16 protein-coding genes are annotated in these 21142 nt (G+C 44.5%); 12 read left to right on the top strand and 4 right to left on the bottom strand.

Annotation, left to right across the window (positions count from 1 at the left end; translation table 11 throughout):
- Nucleotides 1–2 precede the first annotated feature (2 nt).
- The 8 genes from RMO55_RS08225 to devC all read left to right on the top strand — a co-directional run bounded on the left by RMO55_RS08225 (nt 3) and on the right by devC (nt 10947).
- Nucleotides 3–701, top strand: a complete 699-nt coding sequence (locus RMO55_RS08225; protein ID WP_310425686.1) for a DUF305 domain-containing protein — start codon at nt 3–5, stop codon at nt 699–701.
- A gap of 229 nt (nt 702–930) precedes the next feature.
- Nucleotides 931–1299 (top strand): hypothetical protein, encoded by a 369-nt coding sequence (locus RMO55_RS08220; RefSeq protein ID WP_310425685.1) that lies wholly within the window; start codon nt 931–933, stop codon nt 1297–1299.
- 127 nt (nt 1300–1426) lie between these two features.
- Nucleotides 1427–3373, top strand: a complete 1947-nt coding sequence (locus tag RMO55_RS08215) for an efflux RND transporter periplasmic adaptor subunit (RefSeq protein ID WP_310425683.1) — start codon at nt 1427–1429, stop codon at nt 3371–3373.
- 122 nt (nt 3374–3495) lie between these two features.
- The gene (locus tag RMO55_RS08210) at nt 3496–6594 is read left to right on the top strand and encodes an efflux RND transporter permease subunit (protein WP_310425681.1); all 3099 of its coding nucleotides are present in this window, start codon (nt 3496–3498) and stop codon (nt 6592–6594) included.
- A gap of 160 nt (nt 6595–6754) precedes the next feature.
- A complete protein-coding gene (locus RMO55_RS08205; RefSeq protein ID WP_310425679.1) occupies nt 6755–7237 on the top strand; it encodes a hypothetical protein in 483 nt (160 codons plus the stop codon).
- A gap of 313 nt (nt 7238–7550) precedes the next feature.
- Nucleotides 7551–8144, top strand: coding sequence for a TetR/AcrR family transcriptional regulator (locus RMO55_RS08200; protein ID WP_310425678.1), 594 nt, complete (start codon nt 7551–7553; stop codon nt 8142–8144).
- 128 nt (nt 8145–8272) lie between these two features.
- Nucleotides 8273–9661 (top strand): efflux RND transporter periplasmic adaptor subunit, encoded by a 1389-nt coding sequence (locus RMO55_RS08195; RefSeq protein WP_310425677.1) that lies wholly within the window; start codon nt 8273–8275, stop codon nt 9659–9661.
- 131 nt (nt 9662–9792) lie between these two features.
- Nucleotides 9793–10947: an ABC transporter permease DevC gene (gene devC / locus RMO55_RS08190; RefSeq protein WP_396134226.1), complete on the top strand. Its 1155-nt coding sequence runs from the start codon at nt 9793–9795 to the stop codon at nt 10945–10947.
- Between the two features lie 53 nt (nt 10948–11000).
- Here the strand turns inward: devC and RMO55_RS08185 are convergent, their stop codons facing one another.
- Both RMO55_RS08185 and RMO55_RS08180 read right to left on the bottom strand, forming a co-directional pair.
- Nucleotides 11001–12236, bottom strand: coding sequence for an acetate kinase (locus RMO55_RS08185; RefSeq protein WP_310425674.1), 1236 nt, complete (start codon nt 12234–12236; stop codon nt 11001–11003).
- A 7-nt stretch (nt 12237–12243) separates the two neighbouring features.
- The gene (locus RMO55_RS08180) at nt 12244–12534 is read right to left on the bottom strand and encodes a hypothetical protein (RefSeq protein ID WP_396134225.1); all 291 of its coding nucleotides are present in this window, start codon (nt 12532–12534) and stop codon (nt 12244–12246) included.
- A gap of 228 nt (nt 12535–12762) precedes the next feature.
- Between RMO55_RS08180 and RMO55_RS08175 the strand changes: the two genes are divergently transcribed.
- The 4 genes from RMO55_RS08175 to RMO55_RS08160 all read left to right on the top strand — a co-directional run bounded on the left by RMO55_RS08175 (nt 12763) and on the right by RMO55_RS08160 (nt 16658).
- A complete protein-coding gene (locus RMO55_RS08175) occupies nt 12763–13383 on the top strand; it encodes an MBL fold metallo-hydrolase (RefSeq protein WP_310425671.1) in 621 nt (206 codons plus the stop codon).
- A 200-nt stretch (nt 13384–13583) separates the two neighbouring features.
- Nucleotides 13584–13835 carry a hypothetical protein gene (locus RMO55_RS08170; protein ID WP_310425669.1) on the top strand — a complete coding sequence of 84 codons (252 nt, stop codon included), beginning with the start codon at nt 13584–13586 and terminating at the stop codon, nt 13833–13835.
- A 6-nt stretch (nt 13836–13841) separates the two neighbouring features.
- Nucleotides 13842–14132: a type II toxin-antitoxin system RelE/ParE family toxin gene (locus tag RMO55_RS08165; RefSeq protein ID WP_310425667.1), complete on the top strand. Its 291-nt coding sequence runs from the start codon at nt 13842–13844 to the stop codon at nt 14130–14132.
- Between the two features lie 105 nt (nt 14133–14237).
- Complete coding sequence (locus RMO55_RS08160; protein ID WP_396134224.1) at nt 14238–16658, top strand: phosphoketolase; 2421 nt, start codon at nt 14238–14240, stop codon at nt 16656–16658.
- Between the two features lie 51 nt (nt 16659–16709).
- On the opposite strand, the gene RMO55_RS08155 is transcribed toward RMO55_RS08160, so the two are convergent.
- Both RMO55_RS08155 and RMO55_RS08150 read right to left on the bottom strand, forming a co-directional pair.
- Nucleotides 16710–18233: a carboxypeptidase M32 gene (locus tag RMO55_RS08155; RefSeq protein WP_310425665.1), complete on the bottom strand. Its 1524-nt coding sequence runs from the start codon at nt 18231–18233 to the stop codon at nt 16710–16712.
- A gap of 24 nt (nt 18234–18257) precedes the next feature.
- Nucleotides 18258–20816, bottom strand: coding sequence for a sigma 54-interacting transcriptional regulator (locus RMO55_RS08150; protein ID WP_310425663.1), 2559 nt, complete (start codon nt 20814–20816; stop codon nt 18258–18260).
- Nucleotides 20817–21142: the final 326 nt, after the last annotated feature.

The following is a 21142-nucleotide window of genomic DNA, read 5'->3' as shown; positions in this document are numbered from 1 at the left end:
TTATGAATACTAGAGCTAAATTAATCGCATCGATCGCGATCGTGACGGGAACAATTAGTTTTGGTTCCCTAGCGATTGCTAACTTCACGGCTGCCAATAGATCGAATTCAACAATTGCCCAAAACTCTGGGGGGATGAACCACGGTGGCATGAATCATGATGGCATGAAAAAGGGGGGTATGATGAATCATAATATGGATGTCGGCCCCGCTGATGCTAACTACGATCTGCGGTTTCTCGATAGTATGATTCCCCACCATCAGGGTGCATTAGTAATGGCGCAGGAAGTATTAGAAAAGTCCAAACGTCCCGAACTAATTAAGCTAGCTAAAGGTATTATCACCGATCAGAAAAAAGAGATCGCCCAGATGAAATTGTGGCGGAAACAATGGTATCCTAAAGCATCGGTAACACCAATCATGTGGCACGCTGCCATGAATCATGAAATGGCAATGACAGCCGAACACAAACAGTCAATGATGATGAGTATGTCATTGGGTAAAGCTGATACGGGATTCGATGTTAGATTCCTCAATGCGATGATTCCCCACCATCAAGGTGCGGTGACAATGGGAAAAGATTTATTACTAAAATCCAAACGTCCACAGATGAAAAAACTCGCTCAAAATATCATTACATCTCAACAAGCAGAAATCGATCTGATGACTCAATGGCAGCAAGAATGGTCCGTAAGTAAATAGTGAGTAAAAATTCATCTAATCTGAGGTGTGAATGGGGGTGTAAGTCATCAATTATATCCCTTAATTAAATTTTGATAAAGGTATGTTATGACCCAGATCGAAGCTCATGACAGATTAAGCTATCTTAAAAACTTATCTGAATTTCATACTATTTTCATCTAGATTTCACTTTGGATTGTTAATCTATAAATAGAGAGGTTATTCAATCCAGAAGAAAAAGTGTGTTGTTATGAAACGTTTATTTCTAATTAGCTTATCAATTGTCGCCATTTCACTATCGGTAAGTACGTCTGCACAAGCCAGCGGTCGAACACAAGCGATCGCACAGCCGATGACAAAAATAAGTAATAATATTCCTACCAAAAGATATACAACCCCATTCAACTTGGTTGGCAGTGCTTATCAAGGTCAATATCGAGATCGAGATCGCTCTATTCCTGGATTTGGCTCATTAATTGATGGTACTCGAACAGGAAAAATTACTGCTAAAGATTTAGTAAAAGCTGCTATTGAGTCCAAAGATTTACTACCAGAAATGATTAACGATCGCAATTATCTTAGTAATGTCGAGATTCAGTTGAGATCGCTCGGACGTTAATTTAGATCGCTCTCAATTACAAATTTATGGTGGTTCAATTTCAAATCAAATTGAGATGAGTTCATCTCAATTTCATCTAAGGCTGCCAAACTAGAGCATATTGGCATTTAGTTGAGTAACTATGGCTATGAATCCAAAATCTCGCACAGTTTCATCCTCGAATCGCCCTCAAACCGTCCGTACAATGCTACACATAAGCTGGCTATTGCTACCTATCTGGATATTAGTAGCATCCCCATCAGCATTTGCTCATGCTGGACATGGGAATGAATTTGGTAGTCAAGGGGGATCTACAAGTACTAATGTCCAGATCGATCGAGTTACCGCTCAACAAATAGGCGTACAAACAGTCGCCGCCAAAAAGCAAAGTTTGAATGTTGAAATTGCCGCCACTGGGCAGATCGAACTATTACCCAGTCAGAAAGTAGAAGTTACCGCTCCAATTAAGGGCAAACTCGTCCAGCTTTTGGTACAACCTGGAGCGAGAGTCAAAGCAGGACAAATACTTGCGAAGATGTCTAGCCCCGAACTCAACGAACTGCGGACAAATTCACTGGAAAAACGATCGACTGCCATCGCGCTGATCCAGCAAGCACAAACCGATCGCACCCTCGCCCAACAGAGCTATACTAAGATTGTCGAAATCGCTACCGCTGAAATTAATCAGGCGCGAAGCCAATTAACAGCCGCTCAAGGCAGATTAGCGCGAGAACAACAACTAGTAAAAAGTGGCTCGGTAGTTCGGGCAGCAAAAAATAGCTATCAACGTCAACAACAAATCGCTACTGCCGAAGTTAGCTCCGCTCAAACCGAACTAGAGTTAGCCCAAGAACGGTATCAAAAGGATCTAGAACTATTCAACAGTGGCGCACTGGCACGTCGTCAGATGTTGGAATCTCAGGCTAAACTAGCCGAGGCGCGAACTGGATTAGTCAAAGCGCAAAGTCAGTCAGGAGTAGCCCAAGCCGAAACCGAACTCCGCAAAGCCGAAACCGAATTACCTCTGAGAGAATTGCGAGATGCGGAAAAGCAGGTAGCCGAAGCCCAGGGGCAACTAGCCAAGGCGACGAACCAGAAATCGATAGTAGAAGCCAATGCTCAGGTGCAGAAATCAATCGCAGCGGTAACTGCGGCGCAAAATCAACTCAGACTCAGCGATGCTAGTTATCGAGGGCTATTAGCACAACTGGGAACCTTTGCTAATGCTCAGGGTATAGTGACCATTACCGCCCCGATCGATGGTACGATTGCCGATCGAGAAATTACGATCGGGCAGTCTGTCGCCGATCCTGGAGTCAAGTTAATGACGATTACCGACGATCGCCAGGTGTTGGCAACTGCTAATATCTACGAACGCGATTTAGGACGACTCAAAATCGGTCAGCAGGTCAGTGTAAAAGTGCCTGGAGCAGGTGATAAAGTGTTTTCTGGTCAGATTTCAAGAATTGGGACGGCAGTAGACGCTCAGAGTCGGGTAGTACCCGTTCAGGCAACATTAAATAATCCAAATGGTTTACTCAAAGTTGGCACCTTTGCCGAAATTAAATTAGCTACCAGTCAAATGACTGCGCCAGTGGTGGTAATTCCGGCTAGCGCGGTGGTAGAAACCGAGCGAGCGAAATTAGTCTATGTCAAAAGTGGCGACGGTTATCAACCTACAACTGTTACCCTCGGACAAACTGTCGGCGATTTAGTCGAAGTCCAAGCGGGACTCTTTGCTGGTGACTTGGTAGTCACGCAACGTGCCCCTCAACTCTATGCCCAATCCCTGAAAAGTGCGCCAGCTAGCGAACATAATGCGGCAGTCAAACCCGCTCATGCTAGTCAAAGTCAAATACCACCTTATTTAGTCTGGGGCTTAGTCCCAGCCGCTGGTATCTTAGTCAGTGGTGTTTTTTGGTTGGGGAGAAGAAGCAATCAAATCACGACGAGTCTGATTGATTTTGAGCCAGAGGCAGAAGTTCAAGAATTACCAGTGTTAGAAGAAGCGATCGACCAAAATCACAGTTTGGTCGATCGTCAACATCATCAGCTTGGTTTTAGTACCAGCGAAGATCGCCGATCTACCAGATAAAGCAAGCATCACGATCTCCTGGGCATCAGCCTCCCAATAGGCGCAGTGCAAACGCTGATGAAGATGCCGAGCCGCCATAAATTCGGTGGTTTTATTGAAATCGATGACTATTAATTATTATTATGCTAAGTTCGCTGATTAAATGGTCGATCGCGCAGCGGTGGTTGGTGGTATTCAGTGCGATCGTGATTACCATTGCGATCTTTCGGACGATCGTTCAAATGCCGTTGGATGTATTCCCTGCATTTGCACCGCCCCAAGTCGAAATTCAAACCGAAGCCCCAGGATTGGCACCGGAAGAGGTAGAATCTTTGGTGACTTTACCGATCGAGAGTGCTATTAATGGTGCGCCTGGAATTAGTGTGGTGCGATCGAGTAGTGCTGCGAGTATTTCATCGGTGCGGGTGGTATTTAATTGGGGGACTGATATTTATCAGGCGCGGCAACTCGTCACCGAGCGATTGCAATCGGTGAGAAATAAACTGCCACAAGGAGTAGAATCTCCGCAGATTGCACCGATTAGTTCGCCGATTGGGACGGTTTTAACTTACGCTTTTACGGCTGAAAAAACTAGTTTGATAGATGTGCGGCGGATTGTCGATCGGCAAGTTACTAATCGATTATTAGCGGTGCCAGGAGTGACACAGATAATTGTCTTTGGTGGCGATGTCCGGCAATATCAGGTACTAGTTGAACCTGCGAAATTGATTGCTTTTAATGTATCTTTGGAAAATGTTTCTGCTGCTGTTGCTGCTGCGAATGTGAGTGCGCCTGGAGGATATTTAATTACACCCGATCGAGAGCAATTAATTCGGGGGATTGGTAGGATTGAAGATATTGAGGATCTGCGCCAGTCGGTGATTGTGGCGCGAAATGGTACGCCTGTGAAAATTACCGATGTGGCGGAGGTGAAAATCGGTGCGGGTGTCAAGCGCGGTGACGGGAGCGTGAATGGGCAACCAGCGGTAGTGATGATCGTGAATAAACAGCCCCAAGCGGATACGCCAACGGTAACGCGGGCGGTAGAAGCAGCGATGAAGGAGCTGCAAGCAGGTTTACCGTCAGATGTGAAAATTACGCCGACTTTTCGCCAAGAGACTTATATCGATTCCTCGATCGAGAATATCCGTGAAGCCTTGGTGGAAGGTAGTATTATCGTCGCCCTGATTTTGATTCCGTTTCTGATGAATTGGCGCAATCTGGCTGTCTGTCTGACGGCTTTACCGCTTTCCCTCCTGATTGGGATCTTAGCCTTGAATTGGATGGGACAAGGGCTGAACACCATGACACTGGGCGGATTGGCGGTGGCGATCGGATCGGCTGTCGATGATGCGATCGTTGATGCCGAGAATGTCTACAGGTGTCTCAGGGAAAATAAATATTCACCTCATCCTCGCCCAGTCTTAGAAGTGGTCTTTGATGGTTGTCAGGAAGTGCGCGATTCGGTGTTTGGAGCTACAGTAATCACCGTGGTGGTGTTCGCGCCCATTTTTGCCCTGACGGGGGTGGAGGGGAGTATATTCGTGCCAATGGGACTCGGTTATTTATCCGCTGTACTAGCTTCGAGTGTGGTGGCTCTCACTGTTACTCCGGCTTTATGTGCGATTTTATTACCCTATGGCTCTCTCCCAGAGCGGGAACCGTGGGTGGCGAGATTTTTCAAGGGTATTTATCACTGGTTTTTGATGTTTGCCCTGCGTCAATCGGCTCTGGTTATTGGTTTCGCACTGGCGAGTCTAGTAACGGCGATGGTATTGGTACCGAGTTTTGGGCGGATCTTTTTGCCAGAATTTCAGGAGCAATCGTTAGTTAATACCCTCCTGCTCTATCCTGGCTCATCCCTGGAGGCGACAAATAGTGCGGCATCAGTTATTGAGAGTAAACTCAAAGGTAATAAAAATATTCAATCAGTGCAAATGCGATCGGGAAGAGCCGAGGGTGACGCTGATGCTGCGGGGGTGAATCTCACGCATTTAGATGTGGAGTTGAGCGCGGCGGGGATGAAAGATCGCAAGGCGACTGTAGCCATGTTGCGGAAAACTTTTGATGGTATCCCTGGAGCCGCGCCGAATGTGGGTGGGTTTATTTCGCACCGGATGGATGAGGTACTGTCGGGGGTGCGAAGTGCGATCGCTGTGAAGATTTTTGGTCCCGATCTCGCTCAATTACGATCGATCGGCAAACAGGTAAATGCTGTGATGCAGTCGGTTCCAGGCATTGTCGATCTCCAATTAGAACCCCAAATTCCCGTCGAGCAGGTACAGATCAAATTCGATCGCGCCGCTGCCGCCCGCTACGGCTTGACGATGAAACATCTATCTGAAGTCGTCGAAACAGCCCTGAATGGGCGAGTGGTATCTCAAGTTTTAGAGCAACAGCAGACCTTCGATCTGGTCGTCTGGATGGTGCCAGCGGCGCGGCAAAGCCTGGAAAACATCCGGAACCTCTCGATCGATACCTCCTCTGGTAGCAAGGTGCCCTTGGGGGCTGTAGCCACGATCGGTAAAGGTACTGGCCCGAATACCATCAATCGCGAAAATGTCTCGCGGCTAATTGTCGTCGCCGCTAATGCTCAAGGGCGGGATTTGCGATCGGTTGTCAACGATATTCAAGCACAAGTGCAGCAACAGGTTAAGGTTCCGGCGGGTTACTATATTCAATACGCTGGGCAGTTTGAAGCCGAAGAACGCGCAAGTCAAAATATCCTACTATTTAGTGCGATTTCGGCGGTGGTAATTACCGTAATTACCTATTTCTCTGTTGGCTCAATTCCTTCCACCATCATGATTATTATTAATTTGCCTCTAGCCTTAGTGGGTGGCGTGGTGGCTGTGGCATTGACTGGTGGAGTACTATCGATCGCTTCTCTAGTTGGCTTTGTGACGCTATTTGGGGTGGCTACGCGGAATGGACTGCTACTCGTCGATAATTACAATACTAAATTTACTGAAGGAATGCCAGTGCGAGAGATTTTAGTTCAAGGCTCGATGGAGCGGCTGAATGCGATTTTGATGACGGCATTTACATCGGCGTTAGGATTAGCACCGCTAGTATTCCAAGGCGGATCGGGTAAAGAAATTTTACAACCACTCTCGATCGTCGTTTTGGGCGGATTATTTACATCTACCGCCTTAACCTTGCTGATTCTTCCAGCTCTATATGCGCGGTTTGGACAGTACTTATTTCCGAAAGCGATCCTGGGTGAGAAGCTTAAACCCTAGTGGGCGGGCATGAAGCGGCGTTTTTATGCTGGAGGAACCCCTACAGGTTGATGTGACGATCGAGAATTAAATAATTTATAGCTTTGATTCGATATTTCATCTGGTTTTCATCATGGAATTTTATACTCACAAAGTGGACTAGTTAATTAGGAGTGTAAAAATGAAATCTTTAAGTTCAGGAATTATTATGATTGCTGGTGCTGGATTATTAATACTAGGTAGCTGTGGTAAAGAGACTAAAACTGCTGACTCAGCTAGCACCAGTTCTACCACGCTTACTACAACAACTACCAAACCAATGGAAGAGATGGGAAAATCTCATATGGCTCCTCGCAAAGGTGGACAGGTAGTCGAATCTGGTAAATATCATTTAGAACTAGTCCCCGAAAAAGAAGGTAGTGCTACGCACCTAGATTTTTATATCCTTCAAGGAGAGAAGCATGAGATTATGCCAAATGCGAAAGTAACTGCTGAGATCCAATTGCCCGATGGTCAGCAAAAAACTATTCCGTTTAGCTATGATACCAGCGGTAAACATTATGCCGCAGTAGTTAGCGAAAAAGCCTCTGGTCAATATCAAGTCAAAATTACGGCTACAGTTGGTATCGAAAAAGTTGATGGTCGTTTTAAATTCGATCGATAATTTTTGACTGAGATAACAGATCGCTTTGGCTCACGGAACTTGAGAACAAAGCCATGATGCAACGTCGTGTGAATCAAACTACGGATTCAGGCGATCGAGGGTGGGTTGGTCACGATCTATGCCTTGAAGTAGAGAGTGAGAGATCTCCAATAAGTTCTATAGTATCTGCCGATTCTCACCCTCTACTCTCTACCGCTAAATTACCGCAAGTTTCGATCGAACTGTCAGTTAGATTCTATCGCGATCGTGTTTTGATTGACACCCTGGTTTTTTAAAGTTAAATTAGTTATAACAAACGTTCGATATAAAATGAATGCCGAAGATTGTCGATCGAAAGCAATACCGCAAACAACTACTATCAGAGAGTTTTGAGCTATTTGCCGAGATCGGTTATGGGAAAATTACCATGCGTCAACTCGCCCAAAAGCTGAGAATATCGACAGGAACGCTGTACCACTATTTTCCGAGTAAAGAAGCGATATTTTTGCAACTAGTGGAGGAACTAGTGCAACGGGACATCACCCATTTTCTAATTCAAGCCGAATCGGTACCACCGGATATTCGATCGCGAGTTAGCGCGATTTTAGACTTCACGCAGGAGCACCGAGACTACTTTTCCAAGCAATTGACGATCTGGCTGGATTATTACCAACAGCAAGCGGGAGAAGAAGATGTTTCAAAAGAGGATTTAAGCCAACGTTCCACTACTATTTTTGAGAAATTAGATCGAGAAACAATCGAAGCAATTAATAACTATTTACAGATCAATAATTACGCAATTGGTGGATTTATTTTGACATTCATTAATGGGTTGCTTCTTTGCCAACTTTATCAACCAAACTTCAAGAGTTGGGATGCTCAAGTGGAGATTTTAATAGAGGCGATCGTTTTGATGAGTAACAAATAATAAGTAATAAGTAAGATCCAGATTTCCCATTTCACAAGTAGGGGCAATTCATGAATTGCCCCTACTTGTGAAACGAAGTAAAAGTTTGAAGTTATTGAAGACACGATTATAAATACTAGCTACTAATTATGAATGCGATCGAACAACTCAAACAGAAACCAATATTAATCGGGGGAATTATCGCTGGCACCTTTGTAAGTGTGGGGTTGCTTGCATGGGGAATATCGCAATCGATGCCTGTAAAAAGTCAACCTGCTACTCAAACAGCTCCGCAGCCATCCAAACAGATCGTAGCTTTGGGGAGATTGGAACCTGCGGGCGGAATCGTTAAATTATCCGCACCGCTGGCTTTGGATGGAGATCGCGTAAAAGAATTACGGGCAGAAGAAGGCTCCAAAATCCGCGCTGGGCAAATTATTGCTGTATTAGATTCAGTCGATCGATTGCAAGCTACATTAATACACGAACGACAACAGGTAGCTGTCGCCCAATCCAAATTAGCGCAGATAAAAGCTGGCGCGAAATCTGGTGAAATTGCCGCTCAACAGGCGACGATCTCGCGGACTCAAATTCAACTTGAGGGAGATAAATCGGCCCAACAGGAAGCGATCGGTAGAATTAAGGCACAATGGGAAGGAGATCGAGCTGCCCAATTAGAAACGATCGGTAGAATTAAGGCACAATGGGAGGGAGATCGAGCGGCCCAATCAGCCACGATCGGCAAGTTCCAGGTAGAATTAAGTAATGCTCGATCGGAATTAAACCGCTATCAACAATTAGCGACACAAGGGGCAATTTCGCAATCTTTATTAGATAGTAAAAAGTTGGCTGTCTCTAGTTTCGAGCAACAACTACGGGAAGCTGAAGCCATCCGCACGAGGATTGAAAATACCAGTAGCAAACAACTAAAGGAAGCTCAGACTGTACTAGCGCGGATTCAGAGTACCAATCGTAAACAATTACAAGAAGCTGAAGTAATACTCGTCAAGATTCAGGGCACAGGTAAAGGGCAAATTGTTGAAGCTCAAGCAAATCTTATCCGTATCGCCGAAATTCGCCCCGTAGACATCCAAGCTGTCCAAGCTGAAGTCAAAAGTGCGATCGCCGCTCAAAACCGTGCTCAAACGGAATTAGAGCGAGCATATATTCGTACTCCGACAGCAGGGGAAATTCTCAAAATTAATACTCGGATGGGCGAAAAAGTCACCGACAAAGGTATTGTCGATCTCGCTCAAACTGAAGCAACAATTGTCGTCGCAGAAGTTTATCAAACTGATATCGATCGAGTCAAGCTCGGACAAAAAGCGACGATTACCAGTCAGGCTTTTAGTGGCGAGTTAAGTGGCGTAGTCGATCGTATTGGCTTGCAAGTAAATCGTCAAAATGTATTCAGCGATCGACCTGGCGAAAATCTCGATCGACGGATAATTGAAGTAAAAATAAAGCTCGATTCCAACGACAGCAAACGAGTATCTAGTTTAACAAATTTACAAGTTCAAGCGACTATCCACAAATAAAAAATAACTTTCAATGAAAATCAACAACTTACTAATTTAATAGATAATTAACTTAGTACAAATAGTTATTGTAAATCTAGCTGTTGGACAATGCCCACCCTACAAAGCTATCCATCAATTATCAATTATTAATTAACTTGAAACATATTCCCCTCTCCTGGCTGCAATTAATCGAACACAAAAGTCGGTTGGCGATCGCGATTGCGGGTATTGCCTTTGCCGATCTGCTAATTTTCGTCCAACTAGGATTTCAAGACGCTCTTTATGATTCAGCGATCGCCCCCCATCAAAATTTACAAGCAGATTTAGTTGTCATTAATCCCCACTTCCAAAGTTTGATTTCGGTCAAATCTTTTCAGCGCGATCGTCTTTATCAAACATTAGGAGTTAATGGAGTAAAATCTGTTAATTCTTTGTATATTGGCACGGGGCTATGGCGGAATCCAACCACTAAAATCGATAGATCGATATTAATCTGGGGTGTCGATCCAACTCAAACAACTTTTACCTTTCCCGAAGTCCAGCAAAAACTAGACAATATTAAATCTCTCAATCGAGTTTTGTTCGATCGCGCTGGTCGCCCAGAATACGGAGATATCGATCGAGATTACCAAGCAAAAGGAGCCTTTGAAGTTGAGTTAAATAATAAGCTGTTAACTGTAGAGGGGATTTTTACCAATGGTGCTTCTTTCGCTGCCGATGGTAATGTAATTACTAGTGATTCTACCTTTTTAAATTTATTTCCAGACCGCAAAGGATCGAATATTGATGTCGGTCTAATTACCTTAAAACCTGGTGCAAATCGTAAATTAGTACAGCAGGAGATTGCCGCAGAAATTCCAGATTTACGTGTATTAAACATCGAAGAATTTGCGGCAGTAGAAAAAAACTATTGGGAGAGCCAAGGTGCAATTGGATTTATTTTTACATTGGGCGTAATTGTCGGTTTTATTGTCGGGATTGTAATTGTTTATCAAATCCTCCATACCGAAGTCTCCGATCGATTACCAGAATACGCTACTCTCAAAGCAATGGGCTACACCGATCGATATTTATTTAGCATCGTTCTACAAGAAGCATTAATCCTGGCACTATTAGGATTTTTGCCTGGGATGGCTGCATCGATTGGATTGTATCAAATCGCTCAAGCAGCGACTCTATTACCAATTGTGATGAAAGTCGATCGAGCGATTTTTGTGCTAATTTTAACCATATTAATGTGTGTGAGTTCTGGCTCGATCGCGATTCGCAAACTTCAAGCTGCCGATCCTGCGGACTTATTCTAAGGTTTCAGTGGTGCGCTCGTATTCTTTGCCCAAATCCTGATCATTACCGATATCTACTTTGAATATTGCGAACATATCATGGCAATCTGCCATTCTTCTTGGGTATGAATTGTGAGGACGCTTACTTGAGATCGATCTGTAGCTAGATCGCGATCGTCACTAGACGACGTGCAAGCTTCGACTGTCATTGGTAAACTATTCAAAGCTGGATCTATTTTTACACCAAGAAAAGCCAACTTAGCTGCAACAGCAGCACGAATACCTGCATGATTTTCGCCCACACCTCCCGTAAAAATTAGCGCGTCTACACCACCTAAATTAGGTAATAAAGACCCAATTTTAGATGTGAGTCGATCGATATAAATATCCAAAGCTAACTTGGCTCTAGTATTACCATCAGCAATAGCCTTGTCAATCTCTCGTAGATCGTTAGATACCCCAGAAACACCCAATAATCCCGACTCGAAATTTAATATATGGTCTAGTTCCGTAACTGTATATTCTTGCTCCCGTAATAGATGAAGAATTATGCCTGGATCGATCGATCCACACCGCGTACCCATCATCAAACCATCCAACGGAGTAAACCCCATTGTCGTCTCAATACACCGTCCAAATTTAATCGCCGCTAACGAGCAACCATTACCCAAATGACAACTAATTAACCGTAACTCATTCAGATCTCGTCCTAATATTTTCGCTGCTTGTTGGGTACAATATTGATGACTAATGCCATGAAACCCATACTTTCTAATCCCCCGCTCTAACCATTGATAAGGAACAGGATAAGCATAAGCCACTTCGCACAAATCGCCATAGAACGCCGTATCGAATACTGCGACTTGAGGAATATTAGGAGATAAAGATTCAATGACATTAATCCCCATCAAATTAGCCGGATTATGTAATGGCGCGAATGTTGATAGTCGATCTATCTCCGCTTTCACTTCAGCATTAATCAACATCGGCTGACGATATTTCTCTCCGCCATGTACCACCCGATGTCCGACGATATCGATCTCTTTAATACTATTAATAACCTGAGTTTTGCCACTCCAGATCCAATTTAGTAGATCGTGGATATCTGCCGTTCTATTCGTTCCAGATCGTTCTTCTCCTACCGAATCATCCGCCGTGGTAGCTTTTAATACCGCTGTTCCAGTAGAATCCCAATCAATCTTTCCAGTCCATAATGGCACGGCTGGATCTAACGGTAAATCCTTTTCACTTAATCTGTATAAACTAGCTTTAAAACTACTCGATCCAGCATTTAAAACTAAAATATTCATTCACTATTCAATCAAACCTCAATTGGGCATATACATCATCCTCAGTATTACAGCACTTTCCACCTTTGTGAAGTACAGTTTTTCCCCGCTCCCCCCTTTCCAAATTAACGTACTTCATATTACTGGAAAGTGCTGTATCCCAAATGGCATTCAACGACGTTTGACTCGATTTCAACCAAAAATCTACTTCATCATCAGGAAGGAACTTTACGAGTACCCTGCTCCCTTCCGGTAGCTCTGTTAAATCTAATAGTTCGACTTTTCCTTGGCGAACGGTAGCCCAAAGTGTTTTTAACATATCTCCTCTGCGGGTGAAACGTACTTCTATTTTACGCTGTCTGCGATTCTCTTGCCGAGACGCTATTGCTCTGGCGTAGCCTGCCGTAGGCACGGGCAAAGGCTCCGCTACCGCGAACGAGATTTCACGATCGATTTGGCATCTGGTTCGCGTAGCATCTCTGCAAGAGAATCGCAGTTAAAACTTGGTAGGCTAATATCTATATTGAGCCATACCTCTAACTGACTAATGAAATTATTACACCGTCCCGATCTCTTCTGTTGGTCTGAGTTCAATACCGAGCGCAATATTGATTTCCATAGCATTGCCTGGATTCGTCCAGAGGGGAACGTTCTCGTCGATCCTCTCCCCCTCTCAGAGCATAATTGGACACATTTGCAGTCATTGGGTGGTGCTGAGTGGATTGTCGTTACCAATTCCGATCATATTCGCGCCAGCCTGGAAATTGCCGAGAAAACGGGTGCCCAAATTGCGGCTCCTGGGGGCGAGAAGGATACTTTTCCGATTCCAGTTCAGCGGTGGTTAGTTGATAGCGATGTCGTCGTTCCTGGGCTGGATTCGATCGCATTACATGGCTCGAAAACCCCTGGCGAATTGGCTCTAGTACTGGAAGAAACTACGCTGATTACTGGCGATTTAGTCAGAGCGCATCAAGCTGGTTCGTTGATGTTATTACCTGATGGTAAGTTAATCGATAAATCTCAAGCAATAGCTTCTGTGCGGCGATTAGCTCAGTTAAGCAAAATCGAAGCTGTACTTGTCGGCGATGGTTGGCAAATCTTCCACGATGGGCATATTCGGCTGCAAGAATTACTAGATATAGCTTCTTTGATTATAACAACAAAATAAATACTCTTATTTAAGAAGAGTTAGCTTAATGTAGTTAGTCAATAACAATATAATTAATTAGTTGTTGTCAAACTTCACTGGATGCGATCTTTATCATCATCCGAACTTAAATCATTTCAAATAGATTCGTTGATGCTCACAATGACGTTATACTAGACACAGAGGAACCTCTACACTTGGGAATACCTATGATTCGATCGATGCCAGTCAATTCTGTGCTGATTGACACACTGACTCAAATCATTTTGTCTCTGAACGAACAAGAGCGTCAGCTTCTCATGCATCAGCTCCAAGATCCTCATCCTACAGATCCGCAAAGCCTTCAGCAAAAGATCGAGATCGGAGCGCAACAACTCCAAAATGGAGAGTACACTGAGTATACAGATGAGACGTTGTCAGAATTGCTAGGTAAAATTCGATCGCGTGGGCAAAATCGTCTCAGCCAAACTTGACTGCTCATGAGTTTATATCGTTTATCAAAAGAGGCAGAAAAAGACCTCGAAGACCTTTGGGTTTATCTTGCAGAACGGAATGATATTGCTGGAGATCGCCAAGTTGCCAAATTGCTCGACAGGTTTCCGATGCTTGCACAATTTCCGACAATGGGAGTATCACGAGATCGGTTGCTAGCAGGATTAAGAAGTTTTCCCGTTAAGCCTTATATTATTTTTTATATTTTGATTCCAGATGGAATTGAAATTCTGAGAATTATTCACCAGTCACGGGATATTGAAGATTATTTTTCATAGCTACTACATACCTCCTTTAGATAGATCGATATATCTGTCTAAAGGAGGTAGTCAGCAGATGAAATAGTTAGTATCATAAAGGGGGTAAACTCGGAGATTATTGTGATAAATACTATCTCAAATATCAATCCCAATCTGACTCCAGCCGCTACATCTGCAATTGCTCTCACCCCCACAGAATTACATCAAATCCACGGCTTTTGGCGGGCTTGTAACTACATCGCCGTTGGGATGATCTACCTTCAAGATAATCCCCTCTTGTGCGAACCGCTTCAACCCGAACACATCAAAAATCGCCGATTAGGGCACTGGGGCACTAGTCCTGGCTTGAGCTTCATTTACACCCATATCAACCGCGTTATCAACAAATTTGACCTCAATGCCATTTATTTGGCTGGGCCTGGACATGGTGCGCCTGGAGTCCTGGCTCCGGTATATTTAGAAGGCAGCTACTCGGAAATTTACACCGATAAAACTGAAGATCTCGATGGAATGCGGGCATTTTTTCGCCAGTTTTCCTTTCCTGGTGGGATTGGTAGCCACTGTACGCCTGAAACCCCTGGCTCGATTCATGAAGGGGGCGAACTTGGCTATAGTATTTCCCATGCTTATGGTGCGGTGTTGGATAATCCTGACTTAATTAGCGTGGTTGTAGTTGGCGATGGCGAAGCCGAAACTGGGCCACTAGCAACCGCTTGGCATTCAAATAAGTTTCTAGATCCGCGTCGGGATGGGGCTGTATTACCGATTCTGCATCTGAATGGTTATAAGATCAATAACCCGACTGTCTTGGCGCGGATTAGCCATCAGGAATTAGAGAGCTTATTGCAGGGTTATGGTTATACTCCCTACTTTGTCGAAGGGGACGATCCTGACATTATGCACCAAATCATGGCGATGACACTCGATCGAGCCATCCAAGACATCCACGATCTCCAATCCCGCGCGCGGAATGATGGCGATACTACTCGTCCATTATATCCCGCGATCGTCCTCCGCTCTCCCAAGGGCTGGACGGGGCCAAAAGAGCTAGATGGACATCAGATCGAGGGTTCCTGGCGATCGCATCAAGTCCCGCTCAAGGCTGTCAAAACCGATCCGCAACAACTCCAAATGCTTGTTGATTGGCTTCAGAGTTATCGCCCAGAGGAACTATTCGACGAGCATGGTAAATTGCGACTGGAATTTCGCGCTGTCGCTCCGCAAGGCACTAAACGGATGGGTAGCAATCCCCATGCCAATGGGGGTTTACTGCGTAAGGTATTACAGTTGCCAGATTTTCGACAATATGGGGTAGATCTGTCCGCACCAGGGCAGCTTGAGGTATCGAATACTCATCCCTTGGGTGTATTCATGCGCGATATTATCCGCGCTAATCCTGATAATTTTCGCCTATTCGGGCCGGATGAAACGGCTTCCAATCAGCTTCAGGCGGTGTATGAGGCGACTAAAAAGGTGTGGTGGGGTGAGTACCTGCCAGAAGACGCTGACGGGGCTGAATTGGCTCTCGATGGTCGGGTGATGGAAATGTTGAGCGAGCATACCTTGGAGGGCTGGTTAGAGGGCTATCTGTTGACGGGCAGACATGGTTTACTCTCGACTTATGAAGCGTTTGTACATGTGATCGATTCGATGTTCAACCAACATGCTAAATGGTTAGAAATCTCGCGGAAATTAGCATGGCGAGCAGATGTTGCTTCGCTGAATTTATTGATTACTTCGACGGTGTGGCGACAGGATCACAATGGTTTTAGTCATCAAGATCCAGGCTTCTTGGATGTGGTGGCGAATAAGAGTGCGGAGGTGGTGCGAATATATTTACCGCCTGATGTTAACTGTTTACTCGCGATCGCAAATCAGTGTTTCAAAAGTACTAATCAAATTAATGTGATCGTTTCTGATAAGCAACCTCACCTTCAGTATTTGACGATCAATAGTGCGATCGCTCACTGCATTAAAGGGATGGGAATTTGGGAATGGGCGAGTACGGATCTTGGTGTCGAACCAGATGTCGTAATTGCTTGTGCGGGAGATATTCCGACTCAGGAAGCTCTGGCTGCTGTGGCAATTTTACACGATTCATTTCCCGATCTGAAGATTCGGTTTATTAACGTCGTCGATCTGCTTGCACTCCAACAACCGAGCGAATATTGCAATGGTTTGACAGACAGAGATTTTGATAGTTTATTTACACTCGACAAACCAATTATCTTTAATTTTCACGGTTATCCTTGGCTAATTCATCGTTTAACCTATCGCCGGACAAATCACGATAATCTGCATGTGCGGGGCTATAAAGAGAAAGGGAATATTAATACACCCTTAGAATTGGCGATGAATAATCAGATCGATCGATTTACGATTGCGATTGATGTTATCGATCGGGTACCGAAATTGCAAGTAGCTGGGGCACATACTAAAGAACAACTGAAGAATCGTCAAATCGAATGCCGTCAATATGCCTATACTCACGGTATAGACTTACCTGAAGTTGTTAATTGGCGATGGAAAAGTCTTAGTAGCTAACGCTTCTAAGATCTTGGATTACAACTAGAATCAGTTCCAAGAATATTCCGCCTAAAGCTTATACAGACTACCATACTTGCGGTGGACATAATCTATTAGTGGCTTAGTACCGAGGGTCGATCCAGTGACTCGTTCGATTGTTTCAGCAGCGGTAAATTTGCGCCCGTGGAGATAAATGTTCGCTTGTAACCAATCGTGTAAGACCGTAAAGTTACCTGTTTCGATTCGATCTGGAATCTCAGGATGTGCAGCTACAGCAGCGTCAAAAAACTGGGCACTCATCAAGTTCCCTAGCGTATAGCCCTGAAACATACCGCCAATCTGTCCGGTGTACCAGTGAACGTCTTGCAACACGCCATTGCTATCGCTGGTGGGAATTACTCCTAAATCGCTGAGGTATCTATCGTTCCAGGCAGCAGGCAAGTCTTTCACCGTTAGCTTCCCTTCCAGCAGATCGAGTTCTAGATCGAACCGAATCATCACATGGAGATTGTAGGTGATTTCATCAGCATCGGTACGGATGAGCGATCGATCCACCCGATTAATTGCAGAGTAAAAGGTTTCTAGTGATACCGCTCCCAGTTGACTGGGAAAATGGGCTTGCAATTGGGGATAGAAATATTGCCAGAAGGGGCGAGATCGACCTATCAGATTCTCCCATAGACGCGATTGGCTCTCATGTACACCTGAAGAAACACCACCCGCTAAGGGCGTACCTTCAAGCTCTGGGGCATTGCCCAATTCGTAAAAGGCGTGTCCCATTTCGTGAATAGTGCTGAATAGACCCTGAATCAGATCGTTTTCATAGACACGAGTGGTAATTCGGACATCATCGATCGAGAATTTGGTCATGAAGGGATGCAGGGTTTTATCCTGTCGCCCGCGTTCTAAGTCATAACCCATCTGCTTGAGAATGTTGTGACAGAAGGCTAATTGCTCGGCTTCGGGGTAGTGTTGATGCAAGCAAGAATTATCCACAGGTGGCTGACTGGTAATTGCTTCTACCACGGGTACTAATTGAGCGCGAAGTTCGGCGAATACCTCTCGAATCGACACCGCAGACATCCCATAGTCCGATCCGGTAATATGGGGGTCAGCAATGTGTTGAGCCTCTGGGAAGAAGCTAGAATATTCTCGGCTCATGTCCAGCATTCGTTCCAGCGTGGGCTGCACTAATGCAAAGTTATTTTCTTGGCGGGCAGTTGCCCACGCCTGATAACATTCCGTTCGTAAAAGGGAGAAGCGCACCTCAAATTCTGTCGGCACTTTGGATGCTAGATCGCAGTTACGACGGGTGAGGCGGATCAGACTTGCTTCATCTGAATCGTAGGGTGAATCTCGTTCATAAGTTGTCAAATCGTCTAGCAATTGGGCAATAGTGCCGTCAGTAAACTTTTCGTAGGCAATTCGATTTAGGGTTGCCAACTGTCGTCCTCTTGCCTCAATCCCCTTGGCTGGCATATAAGTTTTTTGATCCCAATGCAACACTGCCTCAGCCCCATAAAGATCTTCAATCTCAGACAGGAGTGATTTTAGTTGCGAGAACTTTTGATGAGTCTGTTCGAGAGTCTGCATAGTTACCTCTTTTGAAAATATTTGTTAATTACCAACGATCGATATCCATAGAGTTATCACCAATAAAACACTAGCCAGATGTTGAGGGACGATCGATCGAATTGGACGTTTGGCGATTTTCTGAGTTAGAAAGAATGTGATTAGTAGTGCCAGAATTAAAGTCGTGCCTTGGAGGAAGGTAATGACAGCAGGATGAGCGATAAAGCTGGGTAAATTATCGCCAATTTGTCCAAAAGTGGCAAAGGTAACAGGGATAATTTGTCCGCCTTCTTCTAAACCTAGTTTGAAATAGTAGGCTAAGTTTCCACCTAGTACTAAAGGTAAATAGCCATAAGCAAGATCGATAAATGGTAATGGTTTACAGCTTTTGAAAGGGATGAATTCTAATTTGCCCAGTTGGTAAAATCCTTGCATTGCGCCATAGGCTAAAAATGGGATAATTGCAGGTAGGATAATCGCGGCGATCGATAGTCCTAGATGTGGCAAAAATTGGGTGAGATCTATTTGCAAGCCTAACAATCGATCGATCTCTGGCAATCGATGAAGATATACACCGCCCAACAATAGAAATAATAAAGCGACTTCATAACTATGGGGAATATGTGTCGTCCAAAGTTCGATTCCTGGCGGGCGGATATTTAATTCTACCGAGCGATGGGGACAAGCTTTGAGACAAGTCATACACAATACACAGTCTTTATTATCTGTTAATTGGGCTGGATGAGAATAAATCGGACACCCATTAGTTGTCGCTCCTTCGCCAAAGCCTACGCCACCTTTATAACAGTGGTAAGTGGTACATTCTGCCGCGCAGGTGCCTTGCTGGGCGCGTAATTCAACGATCGATAGTTTGGCAAATAAACCATTCATCCCCCCAATTGGACAAAGATAACGACACCAGAATCGTCGTTCAAACATCAGGGAGAAAACAACTGCTCCGGCTGTAATTAGCAAGAGCAAACAACTAGATAAATATGCCGTGTTTTCTAAATTCCATAGTTCTTCCCACAGAAATATCAGCACAAATAAACCAAATAGAAACCAACCACCCCATTTTTCAGCAGTTTCACGCGGCCATTTTTGCAGCGTGCGGGGAAAGAATTTGAGCGAGAGTTTTTGAGCTATTTCGCCATAAATCATAAATGGACAATAAGCACACCATAGTCTCCCAATGATCGGGAAGAACAATAAAATTAACGGCCACCACCACGCCCAAAATAGATTCAGGGCAAAATTATGCTGGCGATCTTGGGGGGCAATAAATAGAATCATTACTACTATTGGAAATACCCAAGCAGTGAATCCATAATTGATTCGATCGGGATACCAATCGCTATTTAAAAATTGTCGTAACCAAGGGTAAGCATTTAATAAATTCAGGCGAAATAACTGTTTCTTTGGTGCCTGTGGCCAAAAGACTTCTTCTGTTAGAAGATTACTACCTTGTGACTGCACCAAGGCTCGATTTACCATCCCCTGCAATTCTAATAAATTACCTGGAAAATCATAGGTTTGTAACCGCCGAATTGCTTCTGGTGTGATTTGGGGTTTGGATAACTTTTTTTGACGACAGATGATATTGATATAATAGTTTACCTGTGCCTCCAAATCGGTCTTCCGCACCCGCAATCCTGGTACTTTGATCTGATGTTCGATTGCCTTACTAAAAGTCGGTTGAGTGCTCTCTGAGATGAGAATTATCCGAGCATTAGTAGATCGAGGAGCAATAGAAATTTGACCTTCAGGCACGATCGGGTTATAGTTGCCCGTAGTCAATAATTGCTCGATCTGCGGCACCAATTCACGCGGTAATTCCTGGAGATCATTTAAAATTAATGTCCCTTCACCCAACCATTCCAATAGCCCTGGTTTTCCACCCACTCGCCCAAATAATTCGGCACCGTTGGCAGTAATTAGGGCACTTTTGAGACTAATAATCGGCTGATGACGACGCTTAGAACCAAAGTGAATTAGTGCTGCAATATTATCTTTTTCTAACCCTGGTTCGCCGGAAATTAAGACGGATAGATCGTCATTTGCCGCAGTGCGAATTTGTTGACGTAATTTGACTGCATAACGACTACTCCCAATAATTCCCCGCTTTGCCTGGGGCACTAAATAAGGACGCAAAGCGGCTTGTCTGTCTTGTTCGTAGGCGAGTTCGCCTTCGAGTTGTTCTAATTTACCGGCTAGTCTTTGAGCGTATGCTGCGGTAATTTCAGGATATCTCGATACTAATGCTTGCCATTTCTCTGCTGTAATTGTCTGAAACTGACACTCTGTAATTGTTACAATCCGACTATCTGTAAGTTGCGCTTGCTGTAATGCCGATAAATTTACCACCGCACCTGGTAATAATCCTGTCGCCCACATCAATCCCGCTTTTTGGCGACGATACCGCTCTGCTTGTCCAGATGCTAAGATATAAAGCTGGGTGACAGGCGTATTTTCAGTTGTGACTCGACAGCCTGGGGGTACGATTAATACCTCCAATTCACTCGCGATCGATTCTAAAACATTTCTCGGCAACATCCCTAGTTCGGTAGCCGATTCCAACCAGTTAACTAATGTTGCTGTGGACATTTGAATCTACCGATAGTATTACTAAAGTTTAGTCGGACAAGGGTTAGAAACAGGTCAAAGAAAGCAAATATCTTTAGCATTAGTTCCGAAATGTAGAATGTTCTGAATAGTCTTTTCGACGAAATTGAGCTATTAGCCTGGGGATTAATCTCCCGGGGGTTATCGAGCAGACGGAAAATTGCTACTCCCTTCCCGCCAGAAGAATATAGATAATACTTCCATCCTATTACTGTCTGAGATCTTTTTTTTAACCGCAGCGATGCGCGCTCCTCGGGTTCCCCGAGGGTTTAGCGGCGTTTTTATTCGGGGGGAACCCCCGAATAAAA

Origin of the sequence: Chamaesiphon sp. VAR_48_metabat_135_sub (genome assembly GCF_031418915.1) — a bacterium.
Taxonomy (GTDB): Bacteria; Cyanobacteriota; Cyanobacteriia; order Cyanobacteriales; family Chamaesiphonaceae; genus Chamaesiphon.
The sequence above is the reverse complement of the archived record's forward strand: the minus strand, read 5'-3'. Positions and strand labels throughout refer to the sequence as shown.